26 protein-coding genes are annotated in these 26,331 nt (G+C 53.7%); 8 read left to right on the forward strand and 18 right to left on the reverse strand.

The features are described 5' to 3' along the window. Positions 1-175: 175 nt before the first annotated feature. From CZ787_RS12555 to ybaK, 3 genes are all read right to left on the reverse strand, one after another. A complete protein-coding gene (locus tag CZ787_RS12555) occupies positions 176-1,033 on the reverse strand; it encodes a PA4780 family RIO1-like protein kinase (protein WP_087109706.1) in 858 nt (285 codons plus the stop codon). A 46-nt stretch (positions 1,034-1,079) separates the two neighbouring features. Next, positions 1,080-2,477 carry an ATP-dependent RNA helicase DbpA gene (gene dbpA / locus CZ787_RS12560; protein WP_087109708.1) on the reverse strand — a complete coding sequence of 466 codons (1,398 nt, stop codon included), beginning with the start codon at positions 2,475-2,477 and terminating at the stop codon, positions 1,080-1,082. A 104-nt stretch (positions 2,478-2,581) separates the two neighbouring features. Beyond that, positions 2,582-3,049 (reverse strand): Cys-tRNA(Pro) deacylase, encoded by a 468-nt coding sequence (ybaK, locus tag CZ787_RS12565; protein ID WP_087109710.1) that lies wholly within the window; start codon positions 3,047-3,049, stop codon positions 2,582-2,584. A 123-nt stretch (positions 3,050-3,172) separates the two neighbouring features. On the opposite strand from ybaK, the gene CZ787_RS12570 reads away from it, so the two are divergent. After that, complete coding sequence (locus tag CZ787_RS12570; RefSeq protein ID WP_087109712.1) at positions 3,173-3,358, forward strand: DUF3008 family protein; 186 nt, start codon at positions 3,173-3,175, stop codon at positions 3,356-3,358. Between the two features lie 99 nt (positions 3,359-3,457). On the opposite strand, the gene CZ787_RS12575 is transcribed toward CZ787_RS12570, so the two are convergent. Beyond that, a complete protein-coding gene (locus tag CZ787_RS12575) occupies positions 3,458-4,324 on the reverse strand; it encodes a cation diffusion facilitator family transporter (RefSeq protein ID WP_087109714.1) in 867 nt (288 codons plus the stop codon). 122 nt (positions 4,325-4,446) lie between these two features. Between CZ787_RS12575 and CZ787_RS12580 the strand changes: the two genes are divergently transcribed. Both CZ787_RS12580 and CZ787_RS12585 read left to right on the forward strand, forming a co-directional pair. After that, positions 4,447-5,316 carry a LysR family transcriptional regulator gene (locus CZ787_RS12580; RefSeq protein ID WP_087109717.1) on the forward strand — a complete coding sequence of 290 codons (870 nt, stop codon included), beginning with the start codon at positions 4,447-4,449 and terminating at the stop codon, positions 5,314-5,316. 202 nt (positions 5,317-5,518) lie between these two features. Continuing rightward, on the forward strand, positions 5,519-6,928 hold the full coding sequence (locus CZ787_RS12585) for a PhoH family protein (RefSeq protein WP_087109719.1): 1,410 nt from the start codon (positions 5,519-5,521) through the stop codon (positions 6,926-6,928). A 78-nt stretch (positions 6,929-7,006) separates the two neighbouring features. On the opposite strand, the gene CZ787_RS12590 is transcribed toward CZ787_RS12585, so the two are convergent. The 4 genes from CZ787_RS12590 to CZ787_RS12605 all read right to left on the reverse strand — a co-directional run bounded on the left by CZ787_RS12590 (position 7,007) and on the right by CZ787_RS12605 (position 10,985). After that, positions 7,007-8,002 (reverse strand): YihY/virulence factor BrkB family protein, encoded by a 996-nt coding sequence (locus tag CZ787_RS12590; RefSeq protein WP_087109722.1) that lies wholly within the window; start codon positions 8,000-8,002, stop codon positions 7,007-7,009. Continuing rightward, on the reverse strand, positions 7,999-8,223 hold the full coding sequence (locus tag CZ787_RS18855; protein WP_176372219.1) for a hypothetical protein: 225 nt from the start codon (positions 8,221-8,223) through the stop codon (positions 7,999-8,001). Before CZ787_RS18855 ends, CZ787_RS12590 begins: the two co-directional genes overlap by 4 nt. A 205-nt stretch (positions 8,224-8,428) precedes the next feature. Beyond that, positions 8,429-9,094 carry an alpha/beta hydrolase gene (locus CZ787_RS12600; protein WP_087109726.1) on the reverse strand — a complete coding sequence of 222 codons (666 nt, stop codon included), beginning with the start codon at positions 9,092-9,094 and terminating at the stop codon, positions 8,429-8,431. Positions 9,095-9,215: 121 nt separating this feature from the next. Further along, the gene (locus CZ787_RS12605; protein WP_087109728.1) at positions 9,216-10,985 is read right to left on the reverse strand and encodes an SLC13 family permease; all 1,770 of its coding nucleotides are present in this window, start codon (positions 10,983-10,985) and stop codon (positions 9,216-9,218) included. Positions 10,986-11,511: 526 nt separating this feature from the next. Between CZ787_RS12605 and CZ787_RS12610 the strand changes: the two genes are divergently transcribed. Then, entirely contained in the window at positions 11,512-11,808 is a 297-nt protein-coding gene (locus CZ787_RS12610; protein WP_087109730.1) for a type II toxin-antitoxin system HigB family toxin, read from the forward strand. Then, a complete protein-coding gene (locus CZ787_RS12615) occupies positions 11,805-12,167 on the forward strand; it encodes a helix-turn-helix domain-containing protein (RefSeq protein ID WP_225733795.1) in 363 nt (120 codons plus the stop codon). The genes CZ787_RS12610 and CZ787_RS12615 overlap by 4 nt, the downstream gene beginning before the upstream one ends. A gap of 399 nt (positions 12,168-12,566) precedes the next feature. Here the strand turns inward: CZ787_RS12615 and CZ787_RS18860 are convergent, their stop codons facing one another. The 10 genes from CZ787_RS18860 to CZ787_RS12660 form a co-directional block, all read right to left on the reverse strand. Continuing rightward, complete coding sequence (locus tag CZ787_RS18860; protein WP_176372220.1) at positions 12,567-12,740, reverse strand: hypothetical protein; 174 nt, start codon at positions 12,738-12,740, stop codon at positions 12,567-12,569. Positions 12,741-12,832: 92 nt separating this feature from the next. Continuing rightward, positions 12,833-13,039 (reverse strand): cold-shock protein, encoded by a 207-nt coding sequence (locus CZ787_RS12620; protein WP_054641278.1) that lies wholly within the window; start codon positions 13,037-13,039, stop codon positions 12,833-12,835. A gap of 412 nt (positions 13,040-13,451) precedes the next feature. After that, positions 13,452-14,186, reverse strand: coding sequence for a tellurite resistance TerB family protein (locus CZ787_RS12625; RefSeq protein ID WP_087109734.1), 735 nt, complete (start codon positions 14,184-14,186; stop codon positions 13,452-13,454). Between the two features lie 103 nt (positions 14,187-14,289). Beyond that, positions 14,290-17,358, reverse strand: a complete 3,069-nt coding sequence (locus CZ787_RS12630) for an AAA family ATPase (protein ID WP_087109736.1) — start codon at positions 17,356-17,358, stop codon at positions 14,290-14,292. Continuing rightward, positions 17,355-18,503: an exonuclease SbcCD subunit D gene (locus CZ787_RS12635; protein WP_087109738.1), complete on the reverse strand. Its 1,149-nt coding sequence runs from the start codon at positions 18,501-18,503 to the stop codon at positions 17,355-17,357. The genes CZ787_RS12630 and CZ787_RS12635 overlap by 4 nt, the downstream gene beginning before the upstream one ends. A gap of 80 nt (positions 18,504-18,583) precedes the next feature. Further along, complete coding sequence (gene nadE / locus CZ787_RS12640; RefSeq protein ID WP_087109740.1) at positions 18,584-19,408, reverse strand: ammonia-dependent NAD(+) synthetase; 825 nt, start codon at positions 19,406-19,408, stop codon at positions 18,584-18,586. 77 nt (positions 19,409-19,485) lie between these two features. Then, positions 19,486-19,995 carry a CinA family protein gene (locus tag CZ787_RS12645; RefSeq protein ID WP_087109742.1) on the reverse strand — a complete coding sequence of 170 codons (510 nt, stop codon included), beginning with the start codon at positions 19,993-19,995 and terminating at the stop codon, positions 19,486-19,488. A gap of 284 nt (positions 19,996-20,279) precedes the next feature. Further along, positions 20,280-21,269 carry a lipid A deacylase LpxR family protein gene (locus CZ787_RS12650; protein WP_087109744.1) on the reverse strand — a complete coding sequence of 330 codons (990 nt, stop codon included), beginning with the start codon at positions 21,267-21,269 and terminating at the stop codon, positions 20,280-20,282. A 263-nt stretch (positions 21,270-21,532) separates the two neighbouring features. Then, entirely contained in the window at positions 21,533-22,072 is a 540-nt protein-coding gene (locus tag CZ787_RS12655) for a YaeQ family protein (protein ID WP_087109746.1), read from the reverse strand. 56 nt (positions 22,073-22,128) lie between these two features. Further along, positions 22,129-22,818 carry a glutathione S-transferase family protein gene (locus CZ787_RS12660; protein WP_087109748.1) on the reverse strand — a complete coding sequence of 230 codons (690 nt, stop codon included), beginning with the start codon at positions 22,816-22,818 and terminating at the stop codon, positions 22,129-22,131. A 212-nt stretch (positions 22,819-23,030) separates the two neighbouring features. Here CZ787_RS12660 and CZ787_RS12665 point away from each other — a divergent pair, with 212 nt between their 5' ends. From CZ787_RS12665 to CZ787_RS12675, 3 genes are read left to right on the forward strand one after another with little or no spacing between them, the layout of a single operon-like run. Then, positions 23,031-24,410, forward strand: a complete 1,380-nt coding sequence (locus CZ787_RS12665) for a GntP family permease (RefSeq protein WP_087109750.1) — start codon at positions 23,031-23,033, stop codon at positions 24,408-24,410. A 9-nt stretch (positions 24,411-24,419) separates the two neighbouring features. After that, the gene (locus tag CZ787_RS12670; RefSeq protein ID WP_087109753.1) at positions 24,420-25,190 is read left to right on the forward strand and encodes a glucose 1-dehydrogenase; all 771 of its coding nucleotides are present in this window, start codon (positions 24,420-24,422) and stop codon (positions 25,188-25,190) included. 32 nt (positions 25,191-25,222) lie between these two features. Next, the gene (locus CZ787_RS12675; RefSeq protein ID WP_087109756.1) at positions 25,223-26,233 is read left to right on the forward strand and encodes an L-idonate 5-dehydrogenase; all 1,011 of its coding nucleotides are present in this window, start codon (positions 25,223-25,225) and stop codon (positions 26,231-26,233) included. Positions 26,234-26,331 lie beyond the last annotated feature (98 nt).

Below are 26,331 nucleotides of genomic sequence, written 5' to 3' on the forward strand. Positions count from 1 at the left end.
AATCCGCCCCCGCGGGTGAGCTGTTCAAGCACTTCGGCTTTACGGTTGAGAATATTCTTGGCACGGCAGAAGAAATGCTAAGGTAAGAAAAAAGCTGAACAACGTTCTACTCAGGGCATGGCTAGCATCACCACAAATGCCATGCCCTGATTACCAACGCTGGCTACCAATAAGCTTAATCTTCATCCTCGTCATCGCGCATCCGCGCCTGACGCTCAGCCTCTTCTTCTTTGGCGTCATCGATCACTTCCATCAACTCATCGACATTGGCGATGTGAGTATCGAAGTCAAAGTGACCGGTCAACTTACTCTCTGGATGCAACTCGCCTGCCTCATAAAGCGCCCACATCTCTTTGCCATAGTGGGTCTTTAGCAGTTCCGGCGCATAGTGGCCAAAGTAGGCGCGCATATTGTTAACGTCACGCTCAAGCATAGCGGCGGCGCTATTGTTACCAGCGGCATCCACGGCCTGGGGCAGGTCAATAATAACCGGCCCCTCGGCATCTACCAGCACGTTAAATTCCGATAAGTCGCCGTGGATCAGGCCAGCACAGAGCATGCGCACCACATCCTTGATGACTTTATCGTGATAGCGCAACGCCTGCTCGTGGGTCAGTGTTACGTCATCCAGGCGTGGCGCAACAGCGCCCTCGGCATCGGTAATCATCTCCATGAGCAGTACGCCATCCACAAAACCGAAAGGCTTGGGTACGCGTACTTCAGCCGCGGCAAGGCGATAAAGCGCATCTACTTCCGCAGTTAGCCACGCCTGCTCCTGCTCTTTTTGACCATAGCGGGTCTTCTTCGCCATGGCCCGGGCACGCCGGCTATTACGCTCTTTACGCCCTTCCTGGTACTGTACCGCCTGCTTAAAGCTGCGCTGTTTAGCCTCCTTAAATACCTTGGCACAGCGTACTTCTTCGCCACAGCGCACCACGTAAACCTGTGCTTCCTTGCCGCTCATCAACTGCGTCAGCACCTCATCGATCAGGCCGTCATCGACCAGGGGCTGTAATCGTTTGGGTGTTTTCATGGCTAGCTGCAATGGCTCCTATAGACGTAGGGACAGTTTCTGGCACTCAATAGCGAATGCGACGCACACGAAAGGCGCGCCCTTTTAGTTTGTCACGTTCGAGTTTGGCTTGGGCTTTTTGAACGGCGCTGCGCTCAACTGCGACATAAGCACTGCGGGCCAACACTTTAATTTTACCGACCTGATCGCCGCGCAGCCCGCCCTCGCTGGTCAGGGCACCCAAAATATCGCCTGGCCGCAGTTTATCCTTTTTGCCACCGGCTAATTGCAGCGTCGCCATAGGAGGTTCAAAGGGGGCTGTTTGTGTGGCTTTAGGAAGCGCTTCCGTGGTGAGCTGCTCGCTCAGAAGCTCTGCCAAGCGCCCCAGGCGATAGGTTTCTTGAGGGGTTACCAGTGTACAGGCAATGCCACTGGCACCAGCCCGCCCGGTACGCCCTACGCGGTGAACATGGACCTCTAGCTCACGGGCAATTTGATAGTTAAACACCGCATCCAATTGCGCAATATCCAGGCCACGTGCCGCCACATCGGTTGCCACCAGGATTGACGCACTTTGGTTGGCAAAGAGTATTAAAATACGATCACGGTCTTTTTGCTCTAAATCGCCGTGCAGCGCTACCGCGCTAAAACCGGCATCCACCAGGCTATCAGCTACCGCCTGAGTTTCGCGCTTGGTGTTGCAAAACACCACGCTGGTCGTCGGACGATTGACCAGCAACAGCTGTTTAAGCGCATCAAAGCGGGCATCTTCACTGGGCACTTCATAGAAGTGCTGATCAATGGTAGTGGCGTCATGCACCTCAGCCACTTTAACGCTGACAGGATCAATCATGACACCGCGCGTCATGGCCGCCAAGCCACCGGACTCCTGTTCATCAGGGAAGGTAGCGCTAAATAGCAGCGTCTGGCGATCCGCCGGGGTTTCCGCAATGATCGCGTCCAATGATGCTTGAAAGCCCATATCGAGCATACGATCCGCTTCATCCAGCACAAGCGTGCTTAGCGAACCCAGCGTCAACGAACCTTTACGCAGATGCTCTTCAATACGCCCCGGGGTACCAACAACGATATGCGCGCCATGCTCAAGCGAGCCTAACTGTGGCCCAAACGGCGCTCCGCCACACAGTGTTAACACTTTAACGTTAGCCATGGCTCGCGCCAAACGGCGCAGCTCTTCGGCCACCTGATCAGCAAGCTCACGAGTGGGGCAAAGTACCAGGCCCTGTACAGAAAATACTTCAACCCGTAGTTCAGCGAGTAGCGCCAAACCAAACGCCGCTGTTTTGCCCGAGCCTGTTTTGGCCTGAGCTAGCACATCCCGCCCGGCCAGCATGGGCGGCAGGCTTTGCGCCTGAACAGGCGTCATCTGGTGATAACCCAGCGACTCAAGGTTAGTAAGCAGCGTGGCCGGTAAGCCGAGCGACGAGAAGGAGACGTCTGACACAATAAAACCTGCAGGGCCGTTTAACGGCCAGTAAAGAGGTAACTAATACGGATGCACTTTAATGTGAAGCACCATACCAGAAAGTGCCGGCCCCTGCGTGTATCTCATACCGCTAGTGGCGCAAACTCAGCGTTGCAAAGGGTTGCCAGATCATTGGGCGCCAGCTCAATTTCAAGCCCACGCCGCCCGGCGCTGACAAAAATAGTGGCAAAGCCCACAGCCGACGCATCAATATAGGTTGCCAGGCGTTTTTTCTGCCCCAAGGGGCTTACCCCGCCCAACACATAGCCAGTGGCACGCTCGACCTCGGCAGGTACCCCCATGACGGCTTTTTTAGCTCCAGCGGCCTTGGCAATCTGCTTTAAGCCCAACTGCTGAGTGACCGGCACGATACCCACGGCAAGCGTCTTGCCATCCAGCGTTACTACCAGGGTCTTGAATACTTGCTCGGCCGCCACCCCCAGTTTTTCAGCGGCTTCCAGGCCGTAAGACTCCGCCGCTACATCGTGCTGATACTCATGAATTTCAAACAGGATACCCGCTTTTTTGGCCGTATTAATGGCTGGTGTCATGGCGCTCTCTTGATGTTTAGTAAAGTTGGGCAGCCCTCGTGGCGCGCTCTGGAAAGCCTCTTCCTGCCTGCTACGCTAAATAGCGTAAGCGCTAAAGGGAAGTCAACCGAAAGGAGCCTTATTATGCCAGCCACATCGAAAGCTCAGCAAAAAGCCGCAGGCGCCGCTCTTTCCGCCAAACGTGGAGAAACCAAGCCCAGCGAGCTTTATGATGCTTCCAAAGATATGTACGACTCAATGAGCGAAGAAGAGCTTGAGGAGATGGCAAGCACCGAGCGCAAAGGCAAACCAGAGAAGAAAGGCGATTAACTGCGCTTGTAGTGCTCCGCTTTTACATCATAACGCCCGTTTCATTAAGCAGGCGTTATGATGAACACTAACGAAAGTTACAATGCTATTACCCCCGGTTTACGTGGTCACCAGGGTAATACTGGTGATAGGGCGCAAATTACGCTGCAAGCAGTGCTGCTCAACGCTCTCCACAATCTCTTCAGCATCATCGATCTGCTGCTTGTCGAGCTGGATATCCACCATCAGAAAACTGCCCACCTGCGCCAAGCGCACATCGTCACTGGCGATATCAAAATCGGCGATCTCTTCCACCATATCCTGGCGAATGCTGCCCATGGGTTCGCCAAACATCAGTTCGCGAAGCGCTCCACGTACCATGCGGATAGGCATGGGTAAAAAGTAGCCTGCAATGACCAGCACCATTACCGGGTCTGCAAACCGCGCAAAATTTGCCCAAGGCGTTAACGTGAGTCCCCAGGTAAGTGCAAAACCAAGCATTACCGCCGCGCTTAACCAGGTATCCATTTGCCACTGACGCAGCTCAGCCGCCAATAAGGAGGAGCGAGCAATACGGGCATAGCGCTTTAGCCACCACCAGGTCAACAAACAGCCGCTCACGTTAGCGACACCAAATAACAAGGCCAAATCAAGTGTCACCAAGCGTCCGCCCTGCGCCAGGCTCCACACGGCTGACACTAAAGAGAACAGACACACCAGCGCAATCACCACGCCTTTGAGCAGCACCGCTAGCGGCTCTACCGTTAGCCGCCCAAAGGGGTAGTGATCATCCGCGGGTTTGCGGGCATGCTGTAACGCAAGCAGTGAGAGCGAAGCGAGAACAAGGCTTAACAGCGAATATCCGCTATCAAATAAAATCGTGATAGAGCCACTGGCTAATCCGAGGACCAAGCCAGACAGCGCAAAAAAGCTTGCTGAAATAGCTGAAAATCTTAGCGCACGGCGCTCAGCAATAAAGGGGGTCACGCAGAAAACTCCGTTCTGATTTAGCAGGATTGTAGGAAATCGTGCTGCATGGTAAAGGGTGTACTAACGTTTAACGAATCGCTCAGCGCTAAAAAAAATAGCGCTCAACCACGAGACTCCGTATGCGAGCTGAACAAGTCCAGGCGTTTGTTGAAGTTACCGAGCACGGCTCGTTTGCCGCCGCTGCGCGGCAGTCAGGCATAAAGCGCAGTACGCTAAGCGCGGCGGTCCATGCCCTGGAAGATAGCCTGGGTGTGGCGCTGTTTGAACGTTCGGGAAATAGCCTGACACTAACCGCCGTAGGTGAAAGCGTACTACCCGACTGTTACCGGCTACTAACAAGTGCCAATCGAATCAAAAAGCACTGTCACCAGCATCTGCAAGGGGTTGAAAACCAACTGTGTATTGCCCGCGATGATGCGCTTCCCGAGCAGCTCTGGCGCCAGGTTATGCACGATTTGAAGCAGCAGTTCCCGCTAACCGCGGTATCGGTTTATCTTGTTCCGCCGCAGGAGCACAGCCAATTTATTCTGCGCCAAACCGTCGATATTGCGTTTGGTCTTTATACCGCCGAAGGCGTTGCCACCCATGCAGCCAATCTGGCACCTGTAAGCATGCGCTTAGTGGCCTCTCCACAGCACCCACTGAGTCGGCTGCCCAGCGTCAATCGCGATGATCTCGCCCAATACACGCAAGTCTGCTTAACCCACATTCAGGACGACAAACTGGTGAGCGAGGCGCTGTTTTCCGCGAACTACCTGGGCTTCACCATGTTTGAGGTGATCCGAGACGCGGTAATAAACGGCACGGGATGGGCGCTCCTTCCCCACCCACTGGTTAAAGAAGCATTGGAAAGTGATCAGCTCTGTTCACTGAATCACGATCTTGCCTTGGACAGCCACTATTACCGCTATGTTGAGGGTGAAAATCTGGGCGTAGTGGCCACCGCGCTCCTTAACAAAGTGGCGCGTTTTCTAGGAAATGCGCAGTAGTGGCCACTTCGGTGAAATGTATGAGTAGTCACTTCGTTGAAATATAGCAGTGGAAAAAAGCGCAATATCCTTCCACGCTATAAAAAGTGCCTCACAAGGAGATTTAAAGACACGCCAGAGGAACGACACAGGCAAGTGTCATCTAGGCGTAAGATGTAGCTGCCAGTGTCGATGTTGCCGTCAACCAAGGAGCTATCGCCCGATGGTAAGACTCGATAAGAAAGCGACAAGGCTTTATGTCCTGGACACCAATGTCCTAATCCATGACCCCGCAGCGCTCTACCACTTTGAAGAGCATGACGTGGTTATCCCCATGACTGTTCTTGAGGAACTGGATAAGCATAAAAACGGAATTCGTGAGATTGCTCGTACGGCACGTCAAGTTAGCCGTACGCTCTCTGATCTTACCAACCAGGTTACTTTTGACGAGATTCAACGCGGCATCCCCATCCCACGTATTAGCGGCGAATCTGGACGCCTGCACTTTCTCTGCTTCAACGATTTAAAGCCCTTCGACTCGATGGACGACAGTCCGGATAACCGTATTCTGGCGGAAACCTGTCGGCTGCGCGATGAGCGCCCCGATGCCTCGGTCATTCTAATTACCAAAGATATCAACCTGCGCGTAAAGGCAGCCGCGCTAAAAGTCCCTGTGGAGGATTATTTTAACGATCGGGCATTCTCAGACAGCGATGCCATGATTGAGGGTGCCCAGGTGTACGCATCGGCGGGACACAACGGCGGGGCACTTTGGGAAGCGCTGAATGTTGATGTCAGCGTTGAGCGGGTGGAGCATCAAACGTTTTATCAATTAAGTGGCGACATGCCCCGTCACTGGCACTTGGGAATGCTTGTCTCCGACAGCGAGAATGGCGCTGAGTTTGAGGCCATTATTCGTGAGCTGTCGCCCTCATCAGCGCGGTTACAACTGTTGACCAACTATCGCCACCACGCTGGCGTGTGGGGCGTTCACGCCCATGATAGCCGTCAAAACTTTACCCTGAACCTGCTGATGGACCCGGACATTGATCTGGTCACTATTGCCGGCAACGCGGGCACGGGTAAGACCTTTATGACACTGGCCGCCGCTTTCCAGCAAACCCTGGATGCCAAGCAGTTTGAGCGCATCGTATTTACCCGCGCACCTATTCCGATGGGCGAGGACATTGGTTTTTTGCCCGGCACCGAGGAGGAGAAGATGTCACCGTGGATGGGTGCCTTCCACGACAATATGGATAACCTGTTGCGCAATGACGAAGGAGAGTCGACCTGGGATAATGGCGCAACACGGCAACTGATAGGCTCACGCGTGCAAATTCGCTCACCAGGCTTTATGCGAGGGCGCACCTTAAACGACACCTTTTTGATTATCGACGAAGCACAAAACTTTACACCCAAACAGCTTAAATCACTGGTTACCCGTGCTGGACGTAATACCAAAATTGTCTGTTTAGGCAACGTGGGGCAAATCGATACACCCTATCTAACCGCCAATACCTGCGGCATGGCGGCCGTAGTTGAGCGCTTCCGTGACTGGCCACACGCCGGGCATATTACGCTCAAAAGCGTTGAGCGTTCGCGCCTGGCGCTGGCGGCTGAAGAGCTTTTGTAAAAAAAGCTGTTCTAAAAAGGGCTCTTACAGCGAGGGTAACCGCCTAATACGCAAACGTACGGTAAATCCGCCAGCTAGCTACTGGCGGTTTTTTTCTTTATCGCCGTTCCAAGGGCTTTCAACCCCCAGCGTATCGGCGGCAAAAGCTTCGCGCTCGCCTAATGGGCGCTCTTCACCAATAGTGGTGTCTTTATAGGTCTGGCGCTCCATTTCACTGTTCACTTCTGCACCTAGCAGTACCACAAATGCAGACAACCAAAACCACATCATCAGTACAACCACGGCGCCCAATGACCCATAAAGCTCACTGAAGCTTGAAAAGTAGCGTACATAAAGTGAAAGCCCGCCTGACCCAAGTAACCATAAGGTGGTCGCCAGCAGCGTGCCATAGCTTAACCAGCGCCATTGCGCGGCACGCCGATAAGGCGCAAATCGGTACAACAGGGCAATTAAAAAGCTCATGATGATCAACAAGGCAGGCCAGCGCAGCCACTTAAATACTTTATCGAAAGGATCGTCCACCGCTAAGGCATCGACCACCACAGGCACAATCGCAATAAAGCCAAGCGATACCAGGGTCATGCCAATCAGGCCAAACGTCAGTAGTACCAACACAACACCGCGAAGAAAGAAGTTACGCCGCTCCCTTTCGCCATAAACCACATTCAGCCCCACCACGAGCACTCCCACGCCTTTGGAAGCGATATACATGGCGACCAACAGCCCTAAAAGCACCGCCATTACGTTGCCAGATTCGGCACTTTCAACCACTGTCTGAGTCTGCTGATCAATAAGGTTTGCCGCATCCGGGGGCATAAAACGGCTTATTTCATAAAGCTGCCGCCCTGCTTCCACCGGATCAAACAGTAATCCCCACAGCGATATTACTGCTGCAATGGTAGGAAATAGTGCCAGCAAAGCGTAAAACGCGACACCAGCCGCCAACATGGTAAGGCGGTCACGCTTAGCGGCGCGCAACACCCGCCATACAATATCAAGCCACCCACGGCGTGGAATCTCATCGGGCTTTTTGGCACGTCTCCCTCGGTGGTTCTGTGGACTCTCGTGACTCATGGCGACCCTTCCCAGATTAATAACAGTGCCAAAACAATGGCTAACGCCATCATCAAGCCGCTCGTATGGTGGCGCATCCAGCTTTCCATGGCCGTTAGTTGAGTTACGCGCGCCATCATCCGATTTTCAATGGCCAGAGTAATATCCACAGACGCTGCTTTAACATCGCCAAACCACTGCCCAGCAGAGCGAACCCTACCAAGGCATTTTGAACGAGCCACGCATAAGGCCACCATAAGTCGCCTGCAGGCGGCGGGCGTGTACGCCAATGGCGATCAAATGGGCAAACCAGCGCTGCCATCATAAGACACAGCGCTAATACAGCCTCGATGAGGTCTACCGACGAGATTACTGCCATTGCTATCCTTGCAGCGGCTTATAGACAAATTACTTTGCCTATCTTTTGATCACTTGTCGATGTAAGGGTTACTTCAGAAGAGTACTCAACCACTGGCCAATATCGCCCACTTGCTGAGGGCAAAGTGCGTGAGCCATAGGGTACTGGCGATAGTTGACGGTGTAGCCTTGGGCTTTTAGGCGATCAAACCCAGCCCGTCCCAAACTCTCTGCCACAATAGGGTCCAGGTTACCGTGTTGCACCTCAATCGGAATTGCCTTGTTGGCGTCACTTAACTCAATTGAGTCTGCCGTGGCAAAGTAGGTCGACATTGCCAGCAACCCGCCTAACGGCAACGGAAAAGATAGCGCCGCCTGATAAGCCACTGCGCCCCCCTGAGAGAACCCTGCCACGATAATCCGCTGGCTATCGATACCGTGATCAATCTGTTCCTGTATCAGTGCCTGAATACGCTCCGCAGAGCATTTCAGCTGTACTTCATCAACACGGCGCCCCAGGTCCATCGCCAGAATATCGTACCAGGCGGGCATCACCATGCCGCCGTTAACGGTCACCGGCAGCCGTGGTGCGTGCGGCATAATAAACCGTACGTGGGCATCTTCAGGAAGGTTAAGCGCGGGCACCAGAGGCTCGAAATCATGCCCATCGGCACCTAAGCCATGAATGATAAACACACAGGCATCGGCAGGTTGACCGTTTTGCGGCTCAATAATTAGTTCACCTGGGTCCGTCATGATATTTATCCTTACTTAATTGAAAAAGCACGCGATTAGGGCGCTTGAACGTTTAGCGCAAGCGGTGATGAAACATTAACAGACCCTAACGTAAACCGGCATTCACAGCGAATGATTACGCTTAGAAGGGCCACACGTGGGGAATCAATATGAGTGCGATGGCCCCGGTTAGCACGTTTAGGCCACCGCCTACGCGCATAAAATCACTGATACGATAACCGCCGGGCCCATACACCATTAAGTTGGTTTGATAGCCAATAGGCGTTAAAAAACTGGCCGAAGCGGCAAACATTATCGCGATCACATAAGGCATTGAGTTTACGCCAAGGCTCTCGGCGGCGGCCATGACGACCGGAAAAATGATGACCGCAGCACCGTTATTAGTGACAAGCTCGGTTAGCAGCGCCACGACACAGTACGTACCTATCAAGAGCAGCCAAGGGTTGCTGCCTACGACATGCAGTACGCCACCGGCAATAGCATCTGCGGCGCCCGAACTCTGAAGTGCGGCTCCTACGCCAAACGAGGCAGCAATCGTCAAAAGCACTTGGCTATCCAGCCCGCGCCGGGCAGCTTCAACCGAACAGCAGCCGCTTAAAAGCGCCAGTGCAGCGCCCAGCATCGCGGCATTTAGCATGCTCAAAACGCCGAATGCAGCCAGCAATACCGCCCCCAGCAAAATCCCCCAGGCGAGCGGTGCTTTTTCATGAACAGGCCGCGCAGAGCCATTTAGTTCACTGATCAAGAGAAAGTCTTTTGACTGACGGTGACGCTCAATAAACGGAGGACGCGCTTCCAGTAGCAGCACATCAGCGGGCTGCAGGCGTACCTGCCCCAGATTGCCGGTGACACGCTCACCGCCTCGGCAAATAGCCAGTACGGCCGCACCATAAAGCGTCCTAAAACGGCCATCTCGAATGCGCTGGCCAATGAACTGGCACTGGTTCGACACTACGGCTTCGACCAAGCGGCGCTCTTTGAACTCTTTTTCAAGGCTGGAGGTATGATCGTGCGAGGGTATTAATCCACGAATTTGCTGTAATTCGACAGCGGCATCGCTGGTGCCCACAAACACCAGCCTATCGCCACCCTTTAACTGCTCGCCAGGCCCCACAACACTCACAACATTACCGTCACGCTCGATCTCAACCAGGAACAGCTCTTGCAAGTGGCGCAGCCCAGCCTCCTCCACCGTTCGATTAACCAAAACGCCTTCTCGGTCGATCTCCATCTCAATGGTAAATTCACGCGGGTTAGCGAACGCATTGGCCAACCCCTCGCGGGCAGGTAGCAGGCGCGGCCCCAGAATCACCAGATAGGCAAGCCCTACCACGGCGACCGGCACACCCACCCAAGCAAGGTCAAACAAGCCCATGGTCACATTGGGATAACGCTCCGTCAGCAGCCCATACACCACCAGGTTGGTGCTGCTGCCAAACAAGGTAATCGTACCGCCAAGAATAGAGGCGAAACTTAACGGCATCAGCAGCCGCTGGGGGGAGCGTCGCAGCCGCCGACTCCAGCTCATAACAGCCGGTATATAGGTAGCCACTACAGGGGTGTTATTTAAAAAAGCACTTAAAGAGGCCACCGGCAGCAGTAACCGCAACAAAGCACCCCGCTCGGTTTTAGGACGCCCCAATACATAGCGAATAATAAGATCGATACCGCCTGTTTCACGGATGCTAGCCACCAGCACGTACATAAAAGCGACCGTAAACAGCCCACTGTTGGAAAAGCCACTTAACGCCTGAGCTGGCTCAATAACACCCAAGGTCATCAGTACAATGACAGCGCCAAGCAAAATGATGTCGGGCCCTAAGCGCGAGACGGTCATTAGCGGGAAGATGGTGACCACCACCGCTATCGCAATCCATGCATCCAGTGTCATAACGCGACACTCCTAACAAAAAGTAATGCGCTATTGTGACCTCAACCACATATTCTAAAAAGTTATTTTTAGAAACATTTAAAGACCAAAATGGAATAAAAAAATTCACACACAAAAAACCCCGCTCGTGAGCGTAATGCTGTTCGGTTAAGGTTTGCCGATGACCGAACAGCATTACCGCTTCGGCGGGGTCTTCCTATCTCAAGCCCTTGAGAATAAATAAGCGCCCTAGTAGGCAGTAGGCGATATATCCATGGTGCCACTGGAATCGATCGAAATACGGTATCGCGTTTCTTCATTCTCTCGCGCCAAGAATTCAGCCTCCTTCAGCCCCCCGCCGCAAGCGCCCCTTGGCCTGGGTCCTGAAAGGCATGCAGTCGATCACTAAGGACGCGCTTAGCGGCATCTGACGATATGGGCGTTCTAATCAATCTTAGCTTTAAAGGGGGAGGCGGCGCTAGCTTGCTGGAATCAAACTTTACTCCCAAATTGGGAGGCGCTACAATATCCCATATTGGGAGGTGGCATGAGAGTCATAGCAAAGCGTACGCTGAAAGAGTTTTGGGTGCAGGGCTATGGCGATGCCGAAACCCCGCTGACCGAGTGGTATAACATGATGCTAAAGGCATCTTGGGAAACACCACAGCAACTAAAGGCTGATATTAGAACAGCAAGCATCCTGAAAGGTGGGCGCGCTGTTTTCAATATCGGCGGCAATAAGTACCGGGTAATCCTATCCATTCGTTATGAGCAGCAAATTGCCTGGGTTCGATTCGTCGGCACCCATGCTCAGTACGATAAAGTTGATGCGGAGACAATATGATGAACATTCAGCCCATCCGTAATGATAGCGACCTTGATCGCGCTTTCGCTCGCCTAGAAGAGCTTTGGAGTGCCGCGCCTGACTCTCCTGAAGCCGATGAAATTGAAGTGCTTTCCATCCTTATTGAGAAGTACGAGGATAAGCACTATCCCATCGGCCCGTCCGACCCCATCGAAGCTATCAAATTTCGCATGGAGCAACAGGGGCTAACGCAGCGCGACCTTGAGGCTTATATCGGTTCTAGTGGCCGCGTCTCTGAAGTATTGAATCGTAAGCGCAAGCTAAGCCTGGGCATGATAAAAAGACTTCATGACGGCCTAAAAATCCCTTACGACAGTCTTATGAATCAGGTCGCCTAACCACCAGACCCCGCTTCGGCGGGGTTGAATCCTTCCTGCCCATCAAAAGACTCTAACCGCATTTCTGCTGTGTCTCAAAAAGTTCAACCGCATTACAAATCCCTACGGCATCGGATATCACACCTTCATCGCCTATTTCGACCGACGTATCAGGCTGTGGTGGTCCTGGATCACTACATCCCGCCAGTAACAAAGCCGTGGCTACGCCTATAATCAACCTCATTCCACCCCCCTAATCATATTTTTGTTAGAGCATCATGGGGTGGCTGGGAAGTGGATAGCAAAAAGCCCCGGCGCTAGGCTCGTAATGCTGTTCACTTAAGCGGCGCCGCCTTGCGATTTACTGGATAGCGGGTTTTGGATATTTTTACCGTCCTCGGCCTTGATGGCCGAGGACGGTCATCCAGAAAGGTGAAGAGCAGACTCTATCCATTCGACAGGGATATGCTGGGCAAAGGTGCTGAGGCTAGTGAAGGAATGTAGCTCATCAATATCGAGCAATGTCTGTTGAATAGGCACAAAAAATCCGGTATCCAATGAAGAATACCGGATTTTCTTAGAGCCTTCGGTCATCGGCAAGCCTTAACCGAACGGCATTACGCTCACGAGCGGTTTTTTCAGCATACTAACGCTTGGCGCTAGCAGCGAACATCAAATGCTGAGAATTAACCCAGAACTTTGATGTTGGAAGCCTGAAGGCCTTTTTTACCCTGAGTGACGTCGAAGGAAACCTTCTGGCCGTCTTGCAGAGTTTTGAAACCGTCAGCTTGAATTTCAGAGAAATGCGCGAACAGATCGTCGCCATTGTCGTCCGGAGAAATGAAGCCGAAACCTTTAGTGTCGTTAAACCACTTAACGGTACCAGTTGCCATGATCGAAATCCTCGATGTAGCTTAATGTAAAGCCGGGAAATACCCGAATTGCAGTGGGTAGAACAAGAAACTTTCACCAGACTCACGCTTAGGCGTTCGATACTGCTGACAACGTTCGACTTGCTAACCAACTGCGTTCAAGAATGCGCCTAACCAGGTCACACGTCAACACTATGCTTAAAAAAAAAGTTAATGCAACACATTTTCCTCTAAAACCCAATTTACTTCTTTTTCAGCAATTTTGGGGTGGCGAATGCATGTTACTTTGCGCGATCCCCCAGCACCCAACACGCTCCGCAGCACACCGTAGGAAGCGCTTAAGGCTGATACGGTCATTGACGCCGAATTGTTCGACCAGGGCTCCCTTCGCCACTTAATAGCACAGGCACCGCAACTTGAAATCGACCTTCAATTAGCCCGCCTGCTGGGCCTGGTGTTCAAGCTCTTTGGTGACATCCGGGGTAAGCTTTAACGCTTGCGCCAGTTGATCCAACCAGGCGCGCTCCATGGGGTTCTGGTCATCAGTCACCGCGACACTCATTAGATACATTTCCCGGGCAGCCTGGGGCGAGTCCGCTTCGCGGGCAAGCGCTTCGGCATCCAATGGAGCCTTTAGCTGCCTTTCGACCCAGTTATGCATTTCCTGGTCGGCCCCTAGCGCATCGATCTGCTCCGTAATCAGCACCTGTTCTTGCTCATCAATATGTCCGTCGGCGCGAGCCGCCATTATCATGGCCTGCAGCAGCTCGAGGCTACGCCGCTCCTGAATCTCGCCGCTTAATACATCAACACGCTCGCCTTCTGCGTCATTGCTGGTGGCGGGCTGGTTGTTAGCTGCCTGCGAATTCTGCCAGGCTTTCCAAGCCAGCATGCCAACGCCTGCAATGGCGCCATACTTAAGTGCTTTACCGCCCATACTGCGGCCACGTTTGGAGCCAACCAGCATCCCCATAGCGCCACCGCCCAAAAGGCTTTTCATATCAAACCCACTGGAACTCCCCGTCTGGCCTGAGCGCTGATCACTACCGCCTCCGCCCAACTGACGAGACAAGCCCTCCAGCATGCCCTTTACATTGACTCCGCTGCTGCCTTTTTGGCTGCCGCCGGCCTGCTGCATAAGCTGTTGAAGAATTTTACTAGCGTTCATCCTTGTACTCCTTGGGGCTGACAGATTGTACTGACAACGTACGTGCTAACTATGTACGTACTAACAACGAATGCACTCACAGATCCTATTGAGTCTAGAGGACCTACGCCGGTATAACACCCTGCACTTGTACCGTGCTTCCTTGGCGGCTGGCACGTACTTCTATACGAACCGGCATTTGCTCTTTGAGTTCACTGACATGAGAAATAATTCCGATCATACGCCCGCCCATTTGCAGCTCGCTTAGCATCGCAATGGCTTGATCAAGGGCATCCTGGTCCAGGCTGCCAAAGCCCTCGTCAATAAATAGCGTATCGAGCTGAATGCCGCCGGCATATGCCTGCACCACGTCAGAGAGCCCTAGTGCTAGCGCCAGCGCGGCCATAAACGATTCGCCACCCGAGAGCGTCGCGACGGGTCGATTTTTACCGGTATACGTATCGGCAACATCAAGCTCCAGGCCTGAGGCCTTATTTCCTTTGGAGGGGTCTTCACGGCGCACCAGCTGATAGCGCCCCCGGCTCATCCGCACTAGCCTTTCGGATGCCTGGATCAGCACATCATCCAACAGCACGCCAAGCACAAAACGCTGCAGGCTAATGCGATGCCCGGTGCGTCCATTGGCGATCTCGCTCAGCGTTCCCCACAGCCGATACTCGGCTTCAAGCTCTGCCTCGGCGGCGTGGGCGGCCTTGAGCTTTTGCTGAGTAGCGGTTAGCTGTGCGATTCGCGCCGTCAAGCGCTGGTAGGTTTGATCACAAACCTGCTCATGCGCCTGCGCGGCAGTTACCTGGTCAGCCAGAGCGGTCAAATCAGGCGGCGTTAGCCCCTCAAGGCGTGTCTGGCTATCCTCAAGCTGGCCATCCAGCTTGGCCAGCGCCTGCTGAAAGAGGGTGACGGTTTCAATAAGCGCTTGGCGCTCGGGGGCTTCCAGGCGGGCCTGAATAAAGTCAGCATCGTTGTCGAAAGCGCTACCGCTTAGCGCCAGTTGCCATTCGTTTTGGGCCACACTTAGCGCCTGAGTCGCGTCGGCGGCGCGCTGGGTAATATCTGACAGCGTGGTTTCGGCGCGGGCCAGCGCCGTTTGTGCGTGATGAGCACTCTCCTGAGCAGATTGCCACGCTGCCTCAGACTGCTGAATGTCGCTTTGCACACGGCCAAGCTCTGCCTGCAGTGACTCAAGTGACCCATGTGGCTCGGGCAGTGCCCTGCGCAGCTGCTCACATTGGGCTTCCAACTGATGACACCGCTTTTGGGCGGCCTCTAACTCAGGCTGCTGTGTCTTTACCTGGGTATCCAGCGCTTTCCATTCGCTGCGCTGTTGCTCAAGTGTGCGCTCTTGGGCTGCCAACTCTCGAGTAAGCACTTGATAGCGCTCAACATGTCGCTGGCTCTCCTGGCAGGCAGCCTCCAGTGCGCTTAGTGGCTTGGCGCCCCACTCGCCCAGAGTATGACGCAAGTACTCGCTCTGCTCATCGTTATACTTAAGCTGTTGGGTCAAACGCTGCTGCAACTGTTGAGCCTGCACCAGCGCTTGATGCGCCTGCTCATGCTCCGTGCGTGCGCGTTTCACATCCGCTTGGGTAACGGGGGGCTGCTCTTGTACGGCGGGTGCAGGATGCTCACGGCTGCCACACACCGGGCAGGGCTGCTGGTTTTCCAGCCGAGCGGCGAGTAACGCGGCTTGGCCCTGGTGCCAATGCATCTCCTGCTCAGTGGCGCGACGCTTATAGCGCTCAACCGTTTGTTGTTGACGCTCAACATCGCTTGCCGCCTGAGCCACTTGCTCGGCCAATACAGCACGCTGAGATTCAAGCCCGGCCAGTGTTTGCCGCTGCGTGTGCAGCGCTTGGCGGCTTTTTAACACTTCATCGCAGCCTGCAAGGTGATAGCGCTCTATCTGCTCCGCTTTCAGCCTGGCGGCAAGTGCCTCGCCCTGCTCGGCGATGGTGTCGCGCTGCTGTGTTTGTTGGTCAAGCTGCTGATGCAGGCTTTGCCATGTTTGTTGCGCCTGCTGTAGCGCCTGCTCTACAACAGTAAGCGCCTGAAATTGCTCCAACGCTTGCTGTAAACGACCAGCCTGTTCACGGCGTTCCGGCAACTGCTGGTAGCGGGTTTGTGCCTGTTGTAACGCTTGCTGAGCGTGTTGATGCGTCGCCTGCTGTTTTTCAACGGTCGTTTGAGCCTGAACGCGTTCTTGCTGGGTAGCGCTTGCCGTTTGCTGCGCGGTTTGCACGCGGTGAAAGGGTTCGGCCAGCGCCTGGGTTTGTTCATGGGCGTTTAAGCGCTGTTGAACGCGCTCTATTTCCGGCCGTTGGTATAGCAGCTGGTTTTTTTCTGCGCCCAACGCCGTATGGCGGTCAAAAAGCGCCTGGCACTCCTGTCCTTTGCGCTCGGCTACCAGGGCCTGCTGGTACTGTTGCTTGGCAATGGCTAACGTCTGTTCAGCAGCCTGATGCTCTGGGACCAGCGTTTCAAGCGCTTCGATAAGTGCCGCTTCGCTCTCACTGTCGCTTGCGTCCAGGATGCCTTGCACACGGTGCTGGTGATCTTTCACCGCTCGGTCTATCTGGTTGGCCTGCGTGCGCAGATGCTCTTCGATGCGTTGAAAAATTTGGGTTTGAAACAGCTGGGAAAAAATCTTTTCACGATCTTTGGACTCCGCTAACAGCAGCTCCCGGAACTTGCCTTGGGGCAACACCATGACCTGGCGGAACTGGCTGGCATCCAGCCCCAGTAGTGCCTGCACTTGAGCGGTAGCATCGTTAACGCTACGCGCGACGAGGCACTGATTTTCCTTGCCTTCAGCGGTTAGCCGCCACAGCTGGGCTTCTGCGTTTTGCGTTGTCGTCCCTTCACCTCGCGCTTTAGGGCGCTCCTGCTGAGGCACGCGGCGCACCCGGTAACTTTCTCCGCGCAGGTAAAAATCCAGTGTTACTTCAGTTAGCAACGTATCGGCGGCCTGGTCGCAACGCATCTGGGTGCCCGAACGTTCTTCTCCCGTGGTCTGGCCATAAAGCGCGAAGCAGATGGCGTCCAGAATCGAGCTTTTCCCGGCGCCTGTCGGGCCGTTGATCAAAAACAGCGGGCTTCTACCCAGCTGAGAAAAGTTGATGGTCTCCTCGGCCGCAAAAGGGCCGAAGGCCTGCATGGTGAGTACGAGCGGCGTCATGACTGGCCCTCTTCATCGCGGCTCAGGGAGGTGATGACATCACTCATGGCGCGCGCCTGGTCCGCGCTCATGGCGTCACCGCTGGTTTGTTCGAAGAAGTCGCTGAACATATCCAGGGCATTAAAGCGCAGCCGTTCGCGATCCAGTTGCTGACGCTGCTGCGTCCCTAGCATGCCGGGCTTTTCGAGGTGCAAAACGTTAGGGTAAATAGCGCGCAGCTTGCCCATGGGGTCTAAAATAGCGTGGCGGTCGGTTAATCTGACTAACAGGTAGTCATCGGCATGGAGGTCCTCGCGCCCTTGTCTCAACAGCTCATCAAGCTCGCCTTCCAGCACGCGCACTTCGCGCTTGGGCACCAGCGGGCGATGCTCAATGCCGGTCACTCCCTCGTTACCTATATCCACAAGCGTAACGCCTTTACGCTGCCGAGCTTCTGAAAAGCTGTATTTAAGCAGCGAGCCGCTGTAGCGAATATGTTCGCCGCCGCGGTATTGCGGGCCATGCAAGTGACCAAGCGCGACATAGTCGAAGCTGTGCATGGGCTCCCAGGCAACGCTTTCTGCACCGCCCAAGGTTAACGGGCGCTCGGAATCAGATGCGCTGCCGCCATCTACAAAGCAGTGGCTCATCAGCACCGTTGGGCGGGTAGCGTGGCGCTTCTCACCAATACGCGTTAGCAAGTAGCGGTGGGCGCTATCAAAGTCGCGGACCGGTTCACCGAACTGGCTGCGTACGCATTCCGGATCAGCATAGGGCACGCCAAAAATATCAATCTCAACGCCGTTACTAGCGAGCGTAACCGGGGTATCGCAGGCGCTCAAGTCAGAAAGAATATGCAGCCCGGCCTGACGCAAATGGCGTGCACCAAAGCCCAAGCGCTCGGCACCATCGTGATTGCCGGAAATGATGACCACTGGCAAACCACGCGCTTGGCAAAGCTCGCCCAGCACATCATCGAGCAGCGTCACGGCCGTGGCAGGCGGCACCGAGCGGTCATAGATATCGCCTGCAATCAGCACAGCATCCACGGCTTCGCGGTCGACGATCTCGATCAGTTGGTTTAGAACGTGGCGCTGGTCTTCAAGCAGTGAGATGTTGTGAAACAACCTCCCCAGGTGCCAATCGGCGGTATGAAGTAGACGCATGGTAGGCTCAACAGCAGGTTAGGTGGTAGCATCATAACAACCTAACCTGACGGCGTTTAGCCTTTACTGGTGAGAAACACTTAGGGGGTCTTGGGCAGCTGACGTTTATGCTCGGTGCGGGTATAGGTATCAATAATGGTGGTGTACGCCTCATCGCTGATGGCATCGCCGACCAGGAAGGCATCAATATCCACATAAGTCACGCCTAGCGCCACTTCATCCGCCAGCTGGGGTTTGAGCGTTTCAAGGTCAGCAGTGGGTTGTTTTTCAACCAAAGCGGCGGGGGCGCCCAGCGCCGCACCGACGTCACGCACCTGGCGTTTGGTTAGTCCGGTGAGCGGCGCAACGTCACAGGCACCGTCGCCATATTTGGTGAAAAAGCCCATTAGTGCTTCGGCGGCTTGATCCGTGCCGACCACCAGGCCGCTTCGTGCTCCGGCCGCTGCGTATTGCGTCACCATACGCTGGCGCGCCTTGATATTGCCCAACACAAAGTCGCGGTGAGCGTCGTCTCTAAACGTTAGCCCACCCTCTTCCAGTGCGGTCAGCAGGGCATCACTTGCCGGTTTAACGTTAACGGTCAGCACATGATCGGGGTCGATAAACGACAACGCCTTCTGCGCATCGTCTTCATCCTGCTGAGTACCATAAGGCAACCGCATCGCGTAAAAAGAGGCGTCGATGCCCTGCTCACGCGCCTTATTAACCGCCAGCTGCGCCAAGCGGCCGCCTACTGTGGAATCCACGCCGCCACTAATGCCCAATACCAGCGCATGCTGCCCTGTATCGATCATTTCGCGACACAAGAAATCAACGCGCTTATCAACCTCTTGCTGGGGGTCAATACGCGGCTTTACCTGTAAAACCGTTTGAATATGCGATTGGGTTGCCTGCTGATCTACCATCCTGGCCTCCTTGCGGTCGAATGTTCATCCATAGCGGATAGCGTTTTATTCAGGCTAGAGCAGAAATGTGTTTGGTTCTACTCATCTAATGGCGCGCTACCGTTCAATACATCACGGTGATATTTAGGAATGCGCTCCAATGCATAGTGCGCGGCGGCTAGGCGAACGTCGTTACGATCACCGGAAAAGCGGCGAGTCTCGGTAATCATGTAAATCTTCTGATCATGGAGAAATGCCCAGGCAAAGCATACCGTACCGACGGGAATATCATCATGCGGTTCAGGGCCTGCAATCCCGGTATTGGCGACGGTTATATTGGCATCGTTATTATTAAGTGCCCCTAACGCCATTTCTCGAGAGGTTTCTTCACTGGTAAGCCCATACGTATCAATTGTATCGAAGCTGACGGACAGGTAGCGATTTTTTGCCTCAGGGGAATAAACCGCCAGCCCACAGTCAATACACTGCCCGCTACCGGGCACACGGGCCAGCTCAGAGACGATCAACCCTGCGGTGCATGACTCGGCAGTGGCCAATTTGAGTTTTTGCTGCTGTAGATAATCAGTAATTTGCTTAAGCAATTCCATTGCGTATCTCCTGACAAATCACAATCCCTGTCGTTTTATTCTTCCCATTAAAAGGTAGCTGTTCTCGAAGAGGGCTGAAAAATCAGCCAGCAAGTTCATCATTTGTTAATAACGCGCCATTGCCCAGGGATCAAAAAAGCCCTTATCAATTGATAAGGGCTTAGCGCTGTTTCTTCCACCCATCCGTGTAGGAGCTATTCTGTAAGCGTTAGTCATGACGCTCCTCTACACTGACCAGGGCATTTGCCCTGGTCATGTGCTGAACAAGTCGGAAGGCTTTTTAACTAGAAGCTTTTTGAAAGCGTAATCGCGCCGTACTTGTCCTGCTTCTCTTGGCCATCAAATTCACGTGTCCGCTGAACACCGGAAAAAACGGCTTGCCACTCATCCCAGGCAATGGCAAAACCAGCGGCCCCTTCTCCTACCCACTCTTTACGGTCAACCGAGTGACTGCTGGAAAACACGTTGCCATCCAGAGTGAGGTTATGCGCGACGTAGTAGCCTTCGACATTAGCGAACACATACCACTGCCAGCCCGTTGTACTCGTCATGCGGCCACGGTTACTGGGGTTGGGGGTAAGCGTCGGGATACCGCTGGCATCATCACCCCAGCGAACGCCATAACCCGCACTGGCGTAGGTATTGAGGTTGCCCAAGGCAACGCTGACACCGGGGCCGTGAGCCAAGCGCTTACCGGCCAGAGGCACGTTATGCCACCACTGACGACGCATGGTTAGGTTAAGCAATGGCTCATCCTTTAATTGATGATGCCAGCCGTTTGGGCGTTCGCTATTGGTGGCACGGTGCACCTCACGCTGAATGCTGTCAGCAAGCGATGATGGGCCTACCAGGCCGGCCTCTATATGAAGATCAGTGGCTTGCTGCCAGCGCCCTACCGGGACATCTTCATAAAGCGACATACCCGCATAGACCAGGCCTGCATAGGGGCGGTCGTCCTCAATTAGCTCAGAGCGCTCGATATCATCCGGCGTATAAATCTGGTGCACCAATCGGAAAGCAACTGAATCCGCTTGGCCTATCAAACTATCAGGCAGCGCCGTGGCTAAACGCTGGGTCCAGTTTTCCGGGCTGGGCTTAAATGCCCAATTAAGCTCAAAACCGCTGGTAAAGTGCCCATCGTCACTGCTCATTAGACCGTCATTTTCATGTGTCACAGAAATGACGTTGTTATCTGCATTCGCCAAGGCAGGGAGTAGACTCATTGCTGCTACAAAGGGAAGCAGGCGCCAAGCAGGCAGGCAGACGTTGTACATTGCTCATCCCTTGAGTGGGGGTTAAAACCAAAGTAGCGCCCTTGAAGAGCGCTAGCAAACATTTCTGATTGTATGTAAACATGCAAAAAGATAGCAAGGAAATATTATTCGCCGAGCATCAATAACAACCCAAAACCCTGGCGCAAGGCGCTGCATCTCTTCTGTTCCAAAGGTTGGTAACAGTAAGCATAGCCAGTTCATATGCCCTCGATACGCGCACCACCAGTTGGCAGTACCTTGCTGTATGTATTTAAAGAAATAGCCTAGCGGTCCCTTAAAAGCCATTGCGGAGTAATTTCATGCTGGCCGTTTTCATCAGTGATAAACAGCGAGCCCTCACTCACCATAACAGCCCAGTTAATGGCGCGCGGGAGGTTCTGAGCAATCACTGCCAAGGCTTCTTGAGGCAAGGTCGCTACGTGAAGGTTTTTAAGGGTTGCCACGCCTGGAAGCACTTTGTTTTCCCATATATCGGTGCGCCCGTAGGCAAGCAGCGATACGCGCTCGGCGCGCCGTGAACACCAAGTTAGGCGTTCGGCATCCGACAAGCCTACTTCGACCCAATGCAGCACCCGCCCATCCAGGCTCTTTTCCCATAGTGCGGGTTCATCCACATCGGAAAGCCCGCGCCCAAATGCAATCGCCTCGCTGTACCACAGTACATAAGCAATCAGCCGCGCACTCATCCGCTCTTCTGTTTCAGAGGGGTGGCGTGCCACGGTAAAACGTAGCGTTTCATACACCCCACGATCCAGGTCGGTAAGGTTAATATCAACTTTGTAAGGCGTCGCACTAAGGGCCATCAGAATATCCAGCGATAAATTTTGGCTAGTTTACCTGATGCGCGGCCCGATAGGCGCTAGGCATTCCGATAATCAGCCGTTAGGGTGCTGTGTTTTAACGTATCGGCTTCGTGATTAGGCTCACGCCATTTTTCGTCGAGCGCTGCTTGATACCACGCCTGCATCGCTGGCAGCGTCAACAGGTGCTTTGCATAAGCGTTCGAAGCCTCGCTTAAAGGCAAGCCAAACGTTTGTACACGGAAGACGACAGGTGCGTAGAAGGCATCTACCGCCGTAAATTCGTCACCTGCCAGGTAAGGGCCACCAAAGCGTGAAAGGCCTTCTTGCCAAAGCCTATCCAATCGAGCGAGATCAGCTCTGAGCCCAGCAGAAACATCCTGAAGCGTGACGCGCACGCCGCAGTTCATGGGGCATTCGTTACGTAACGTGGAAAAGCCGCTATGCATTTCGGCGCTGGCCGAACGTGCCCAGGCACGTATTGTCGCCTCTTTTGGCCATACCCGAGCATGCTGCTCGGCAATGTATTCAACAATGGCCAGCGAATCCCAGACGGCCGTCTCGCCATCCACCAGGCAAGGCACAAGCCCGGAAGGCGAAAAGCGAATAAACGTATCACGACTCGCCCCATTGCCACCCTCAAAGGCCATAACGTGTTCCTTAAAAGGGATATTAAGCGCTTTCATAAGCACCCAAGGCCGCAATGACCATGAAGAGTAATTCTTGTTGGCAATGTAGAGATCAAACATGGTTACCCCTTTTTTACGTCAAATAAGCAAGGATGGCTACGCTGGTCGCATTAGGTCGCCTTTCTTTATCCCATAAACTGCCTGTTTCATCGTCAAACAGATTCTTTTTTTTACTTTATTTAAACCAAGGTCGTGTATGCAAGAAAATATCAAGCTGTACGATGTTACCGATAACATAGTCAGCAATTAGCACTATCATTGGGAGTACTCGCATGGATGGATGGACGCAAACGTTGTCCACAGGACCGTTGCTAGGCATTGCAGCATTAGCGGTCTTATCCCTTTTAATATTGATCATCAGACTCAAGATGCATGCGTTTGTGGCGTTGATGTTGGTGAGCTTACTGACGGCGCTCGCCACGCAGATTCCAGTCAATGCGATTGTTCCCACAATGGTGGATAGCTTTGGGGGAACGCTAGGCGCTGTTGCTCTACTGGTAGGGTTAGGGGCAATGCTTGGCAAGCTTGTTGAGCATTCAGGCGGCGCCAAAGCGCTTGCCGATAAAATGATTGATCTCTTCGGCGAAAAGCGAGCGCCTTTTGCCCTCGGTATCACGTCACTGCTAATGGGCTTTCCGATATTTTTTGATGCCGGTTTGATCGTCATGCTGCCCATTATCTTTGCAGTTTCGCGTCGTCTGGGCGGCCCCATCCTTCTTTATGCCATGCCTGCTGCCGCTGCCTTTTCGGTTATGCATGTTTTCCTGCCCCCTCACCCAGGCCCGGTTACCGCATCGGAGCTTTATGAGGCAAATTTAGGGTTATTGCTGCTTGCTGGCGTGGTGATTGCATTCCCCCTTTGGTGGATATCAGGCTATATGTGGGGGAAAATTGTCGCGAAGCGCTACCCCTTCCCTCTCGCAGACTCCCTGTTCGGTGACGTCAGCGATGACCACGTTATCAACCCGCCTTCGGTCAGCGTTGTTATCAGCATGCTGTTGCTGCCGATTGTGCTGATCTTCATGAACACCGGCTTAAACTTTCTTCGCTCAATGGGCGTTGTGGATAGTGACGCGCTATGGTTCCAACTGCTATCAGCCGTCGGCAACACGCCGGTAGCGCTGCTTATTTCAACGTTGGTAGCAATGTTAGTACTAGGCCGCCGCCAAGGTATCGGAGGCAGTGCGTTAGAAAAAATACTGGATTCTTCTCTGGGGCCGATTTGCTCGGTGATCCTGATAACCGGCGCTGGGGGCATGTTCGGAGGTGTACTCAGGGCATCCGGCATTGGCGATGCGTTATCGAGTTCGCTCAGCGATATTGGTTTACCGATCATTCTGGCGGCTTATGTCATTGCCGTGATTATGCGCTTGGCCCAAGGCTCGGCAACTGTCGCTCTGGTAACCGCCGCTGGGCTCATGGCACCCGCCGTGATTGGCGGTGACTTTACATCCATGCAGGTAGTGGCGATTACCCTGGCAACAGCAGCGGGCTCTGTCTTTGCGGGGCATGTCAACGACTCCGGGTTCTGGCTCGTTGGCCGCCTTTTAGGAATGGACGTCAAGACAACGCTCAAGACCTGGACAGTGCAGCAGGCGCTCGAATCCGTTGTCGGCTTTATATTCGCGGTTATTATTTTCATGCTGTTTTAGGTGAGCACGATGACAAAAACACTTTTCGATATTAACGGCCGCTTGGCACTGGTAACCGGATCCTCAAGGGGGCTGGGCAATGCGCTTGCTAGGGGGCTTGCTTCCCAAGGAGCTCATATCATTGTGCATGGGCGGGACCTGGAAAGCGTCAAGGAGGAAGCCCTCAACATCGCCCAAGAGACAGGCGCCAACGTTGAAGCCATCAGCTTTGATGTCACTGATGCCCGGGCGACTCAGCAAGCCGTAGAAGCACTTATCGATCAATTTGGCGTTCCGGATATCCTGGTCAACAATGCAGGGCTTCAACGCCGAGCGCCGTTCAATGAGTACTCTACGTCAGATTGGGATGCGCTCATCGCCACCAATCTTTCGAGCCTGTTTTACGTGTCTCGTGCGTTGACTCCAGCCATGAGTGAACGCGGCTCGGGTAAGGTCATCAACATCGGCTCGGTACAGTCCAAACTTGCCAGAGAAACCATCGCCCCCTATTCGGCAACCAAAGGCGGTGTTGCTCTGCTCACGCAGGGCATGGCTGCTGACCTCGCTCGCTTCAACATTCAGGTCAACTGCATTTCTCCTGGCTATTTCAAAACCAAAATGAATACAGCGTTATGGCAAGACCCGAGTTTTAATCAGTGGGTGGAAAAACGTACCCCAGCGCAACGCTGGGGGCATTTCGACGAACTGGTGGGCACGCTGGTCTATCTCTGTTCGGATGCTTCAAGTTTCGTTTCTGGACAAAATATTTTCGTTGATGGCGGAATGACCTCGGTGGTTTAACACCTGGAAATTGCCTTTGGGGATGAAGCACCATGCAAGCATTAGTTATTCACGGTAAGCAGGATCTGCGCGAAGAAAATATTGATCTCCCAGCGCTCGCTCCCGGAAAAGTGCGCTTACGTATGTCTTTCGGTGGAATATGTGGCTCGGATCTTCATTATTATCATGAAGGTGCCAACGGTGCTTTTGTTGTTCGTGAGCCATTGATTCCAGGTCACGAAATGTCAGGAGTAGTCGATGAAGACCCAAGCGGACAATGGCCGCTTGGCACACCGGTAACACTGCACCCCGCCACATTCGGGCAAAGCCAAACCGGTATCGAAGATAAGCCCCACTTGTGGCCCAACGGAGCCTATTTGGGCTCCGCGTCAACCTGGCCACATACGCAAGGGGGCATGAGTCAATTCCTTGATGTCGATGCCAGCATGTTGCGTGCATTACCCGATACTCTGCCACTCAAACGTGCAGCCTTAGCAGAGCCACTTGCTGTGGGTCTGCATGGAATCGAAGTAGCCGGAGGTGTTGACCAAAAGCGCGTATTGGTATGTGGAGCTGGACCTATAGGTCTACTCGCTGCCGCTGCTGCACTTGCCAGGGGCGCAAAAGAGGTATGCATTACCGATATTCTTGAGGGACCGCTGTCACGTGCGAAAATACTCGGGGTTCATCGCACCATTCAGGTGGATAGGGAAGTGCTCCCCGAGGAGGCCTTTGACGTGGTGCTTGAGTGCACCGGCGTTCCCGTCTCTATCAATAATGCTATTCTCGCCGTGCGCCGCGCTGGCGTTATTGCTCAAATAGGTATGATGCCTGCCGCTCCGCAGCCCATTGCGCTTGCATCGCTGATTGCGAAAGAAGTTCAGCTTAGAGGCTGTTTCCGGTTCAATAATGAGATTGATGAAGCTATCGCGCTACTGGCAGCTAATTCAAACTTTGATCACGTTATTACGCATGTATTGCCCGCCGCCGATGCTCAACAAGCCTTTGCTATAGCCAAAGATGCGGAGGTGTCCGGCAAGGTATTGATCGAGTTATGGAAGTAACAGATCAACGATTAAGATAATTGATCCCAAAAAGGGTGGCGTTACCGCCACCCCCTCAATAATTGACGGAAACCAACCGACGTACCTATCACGCCAAC

Origin of the sequence: Halomonas citrativorans (assembly GCF_900163645.1) — a bacterium.
GTDB classification, from domain to species: Bacteria; Pseudomonadota; Gammaproteobacteria; order Pseudomonadales; family Halomonadaceae; genus Vreelandella; species Vreelandella citrativorans.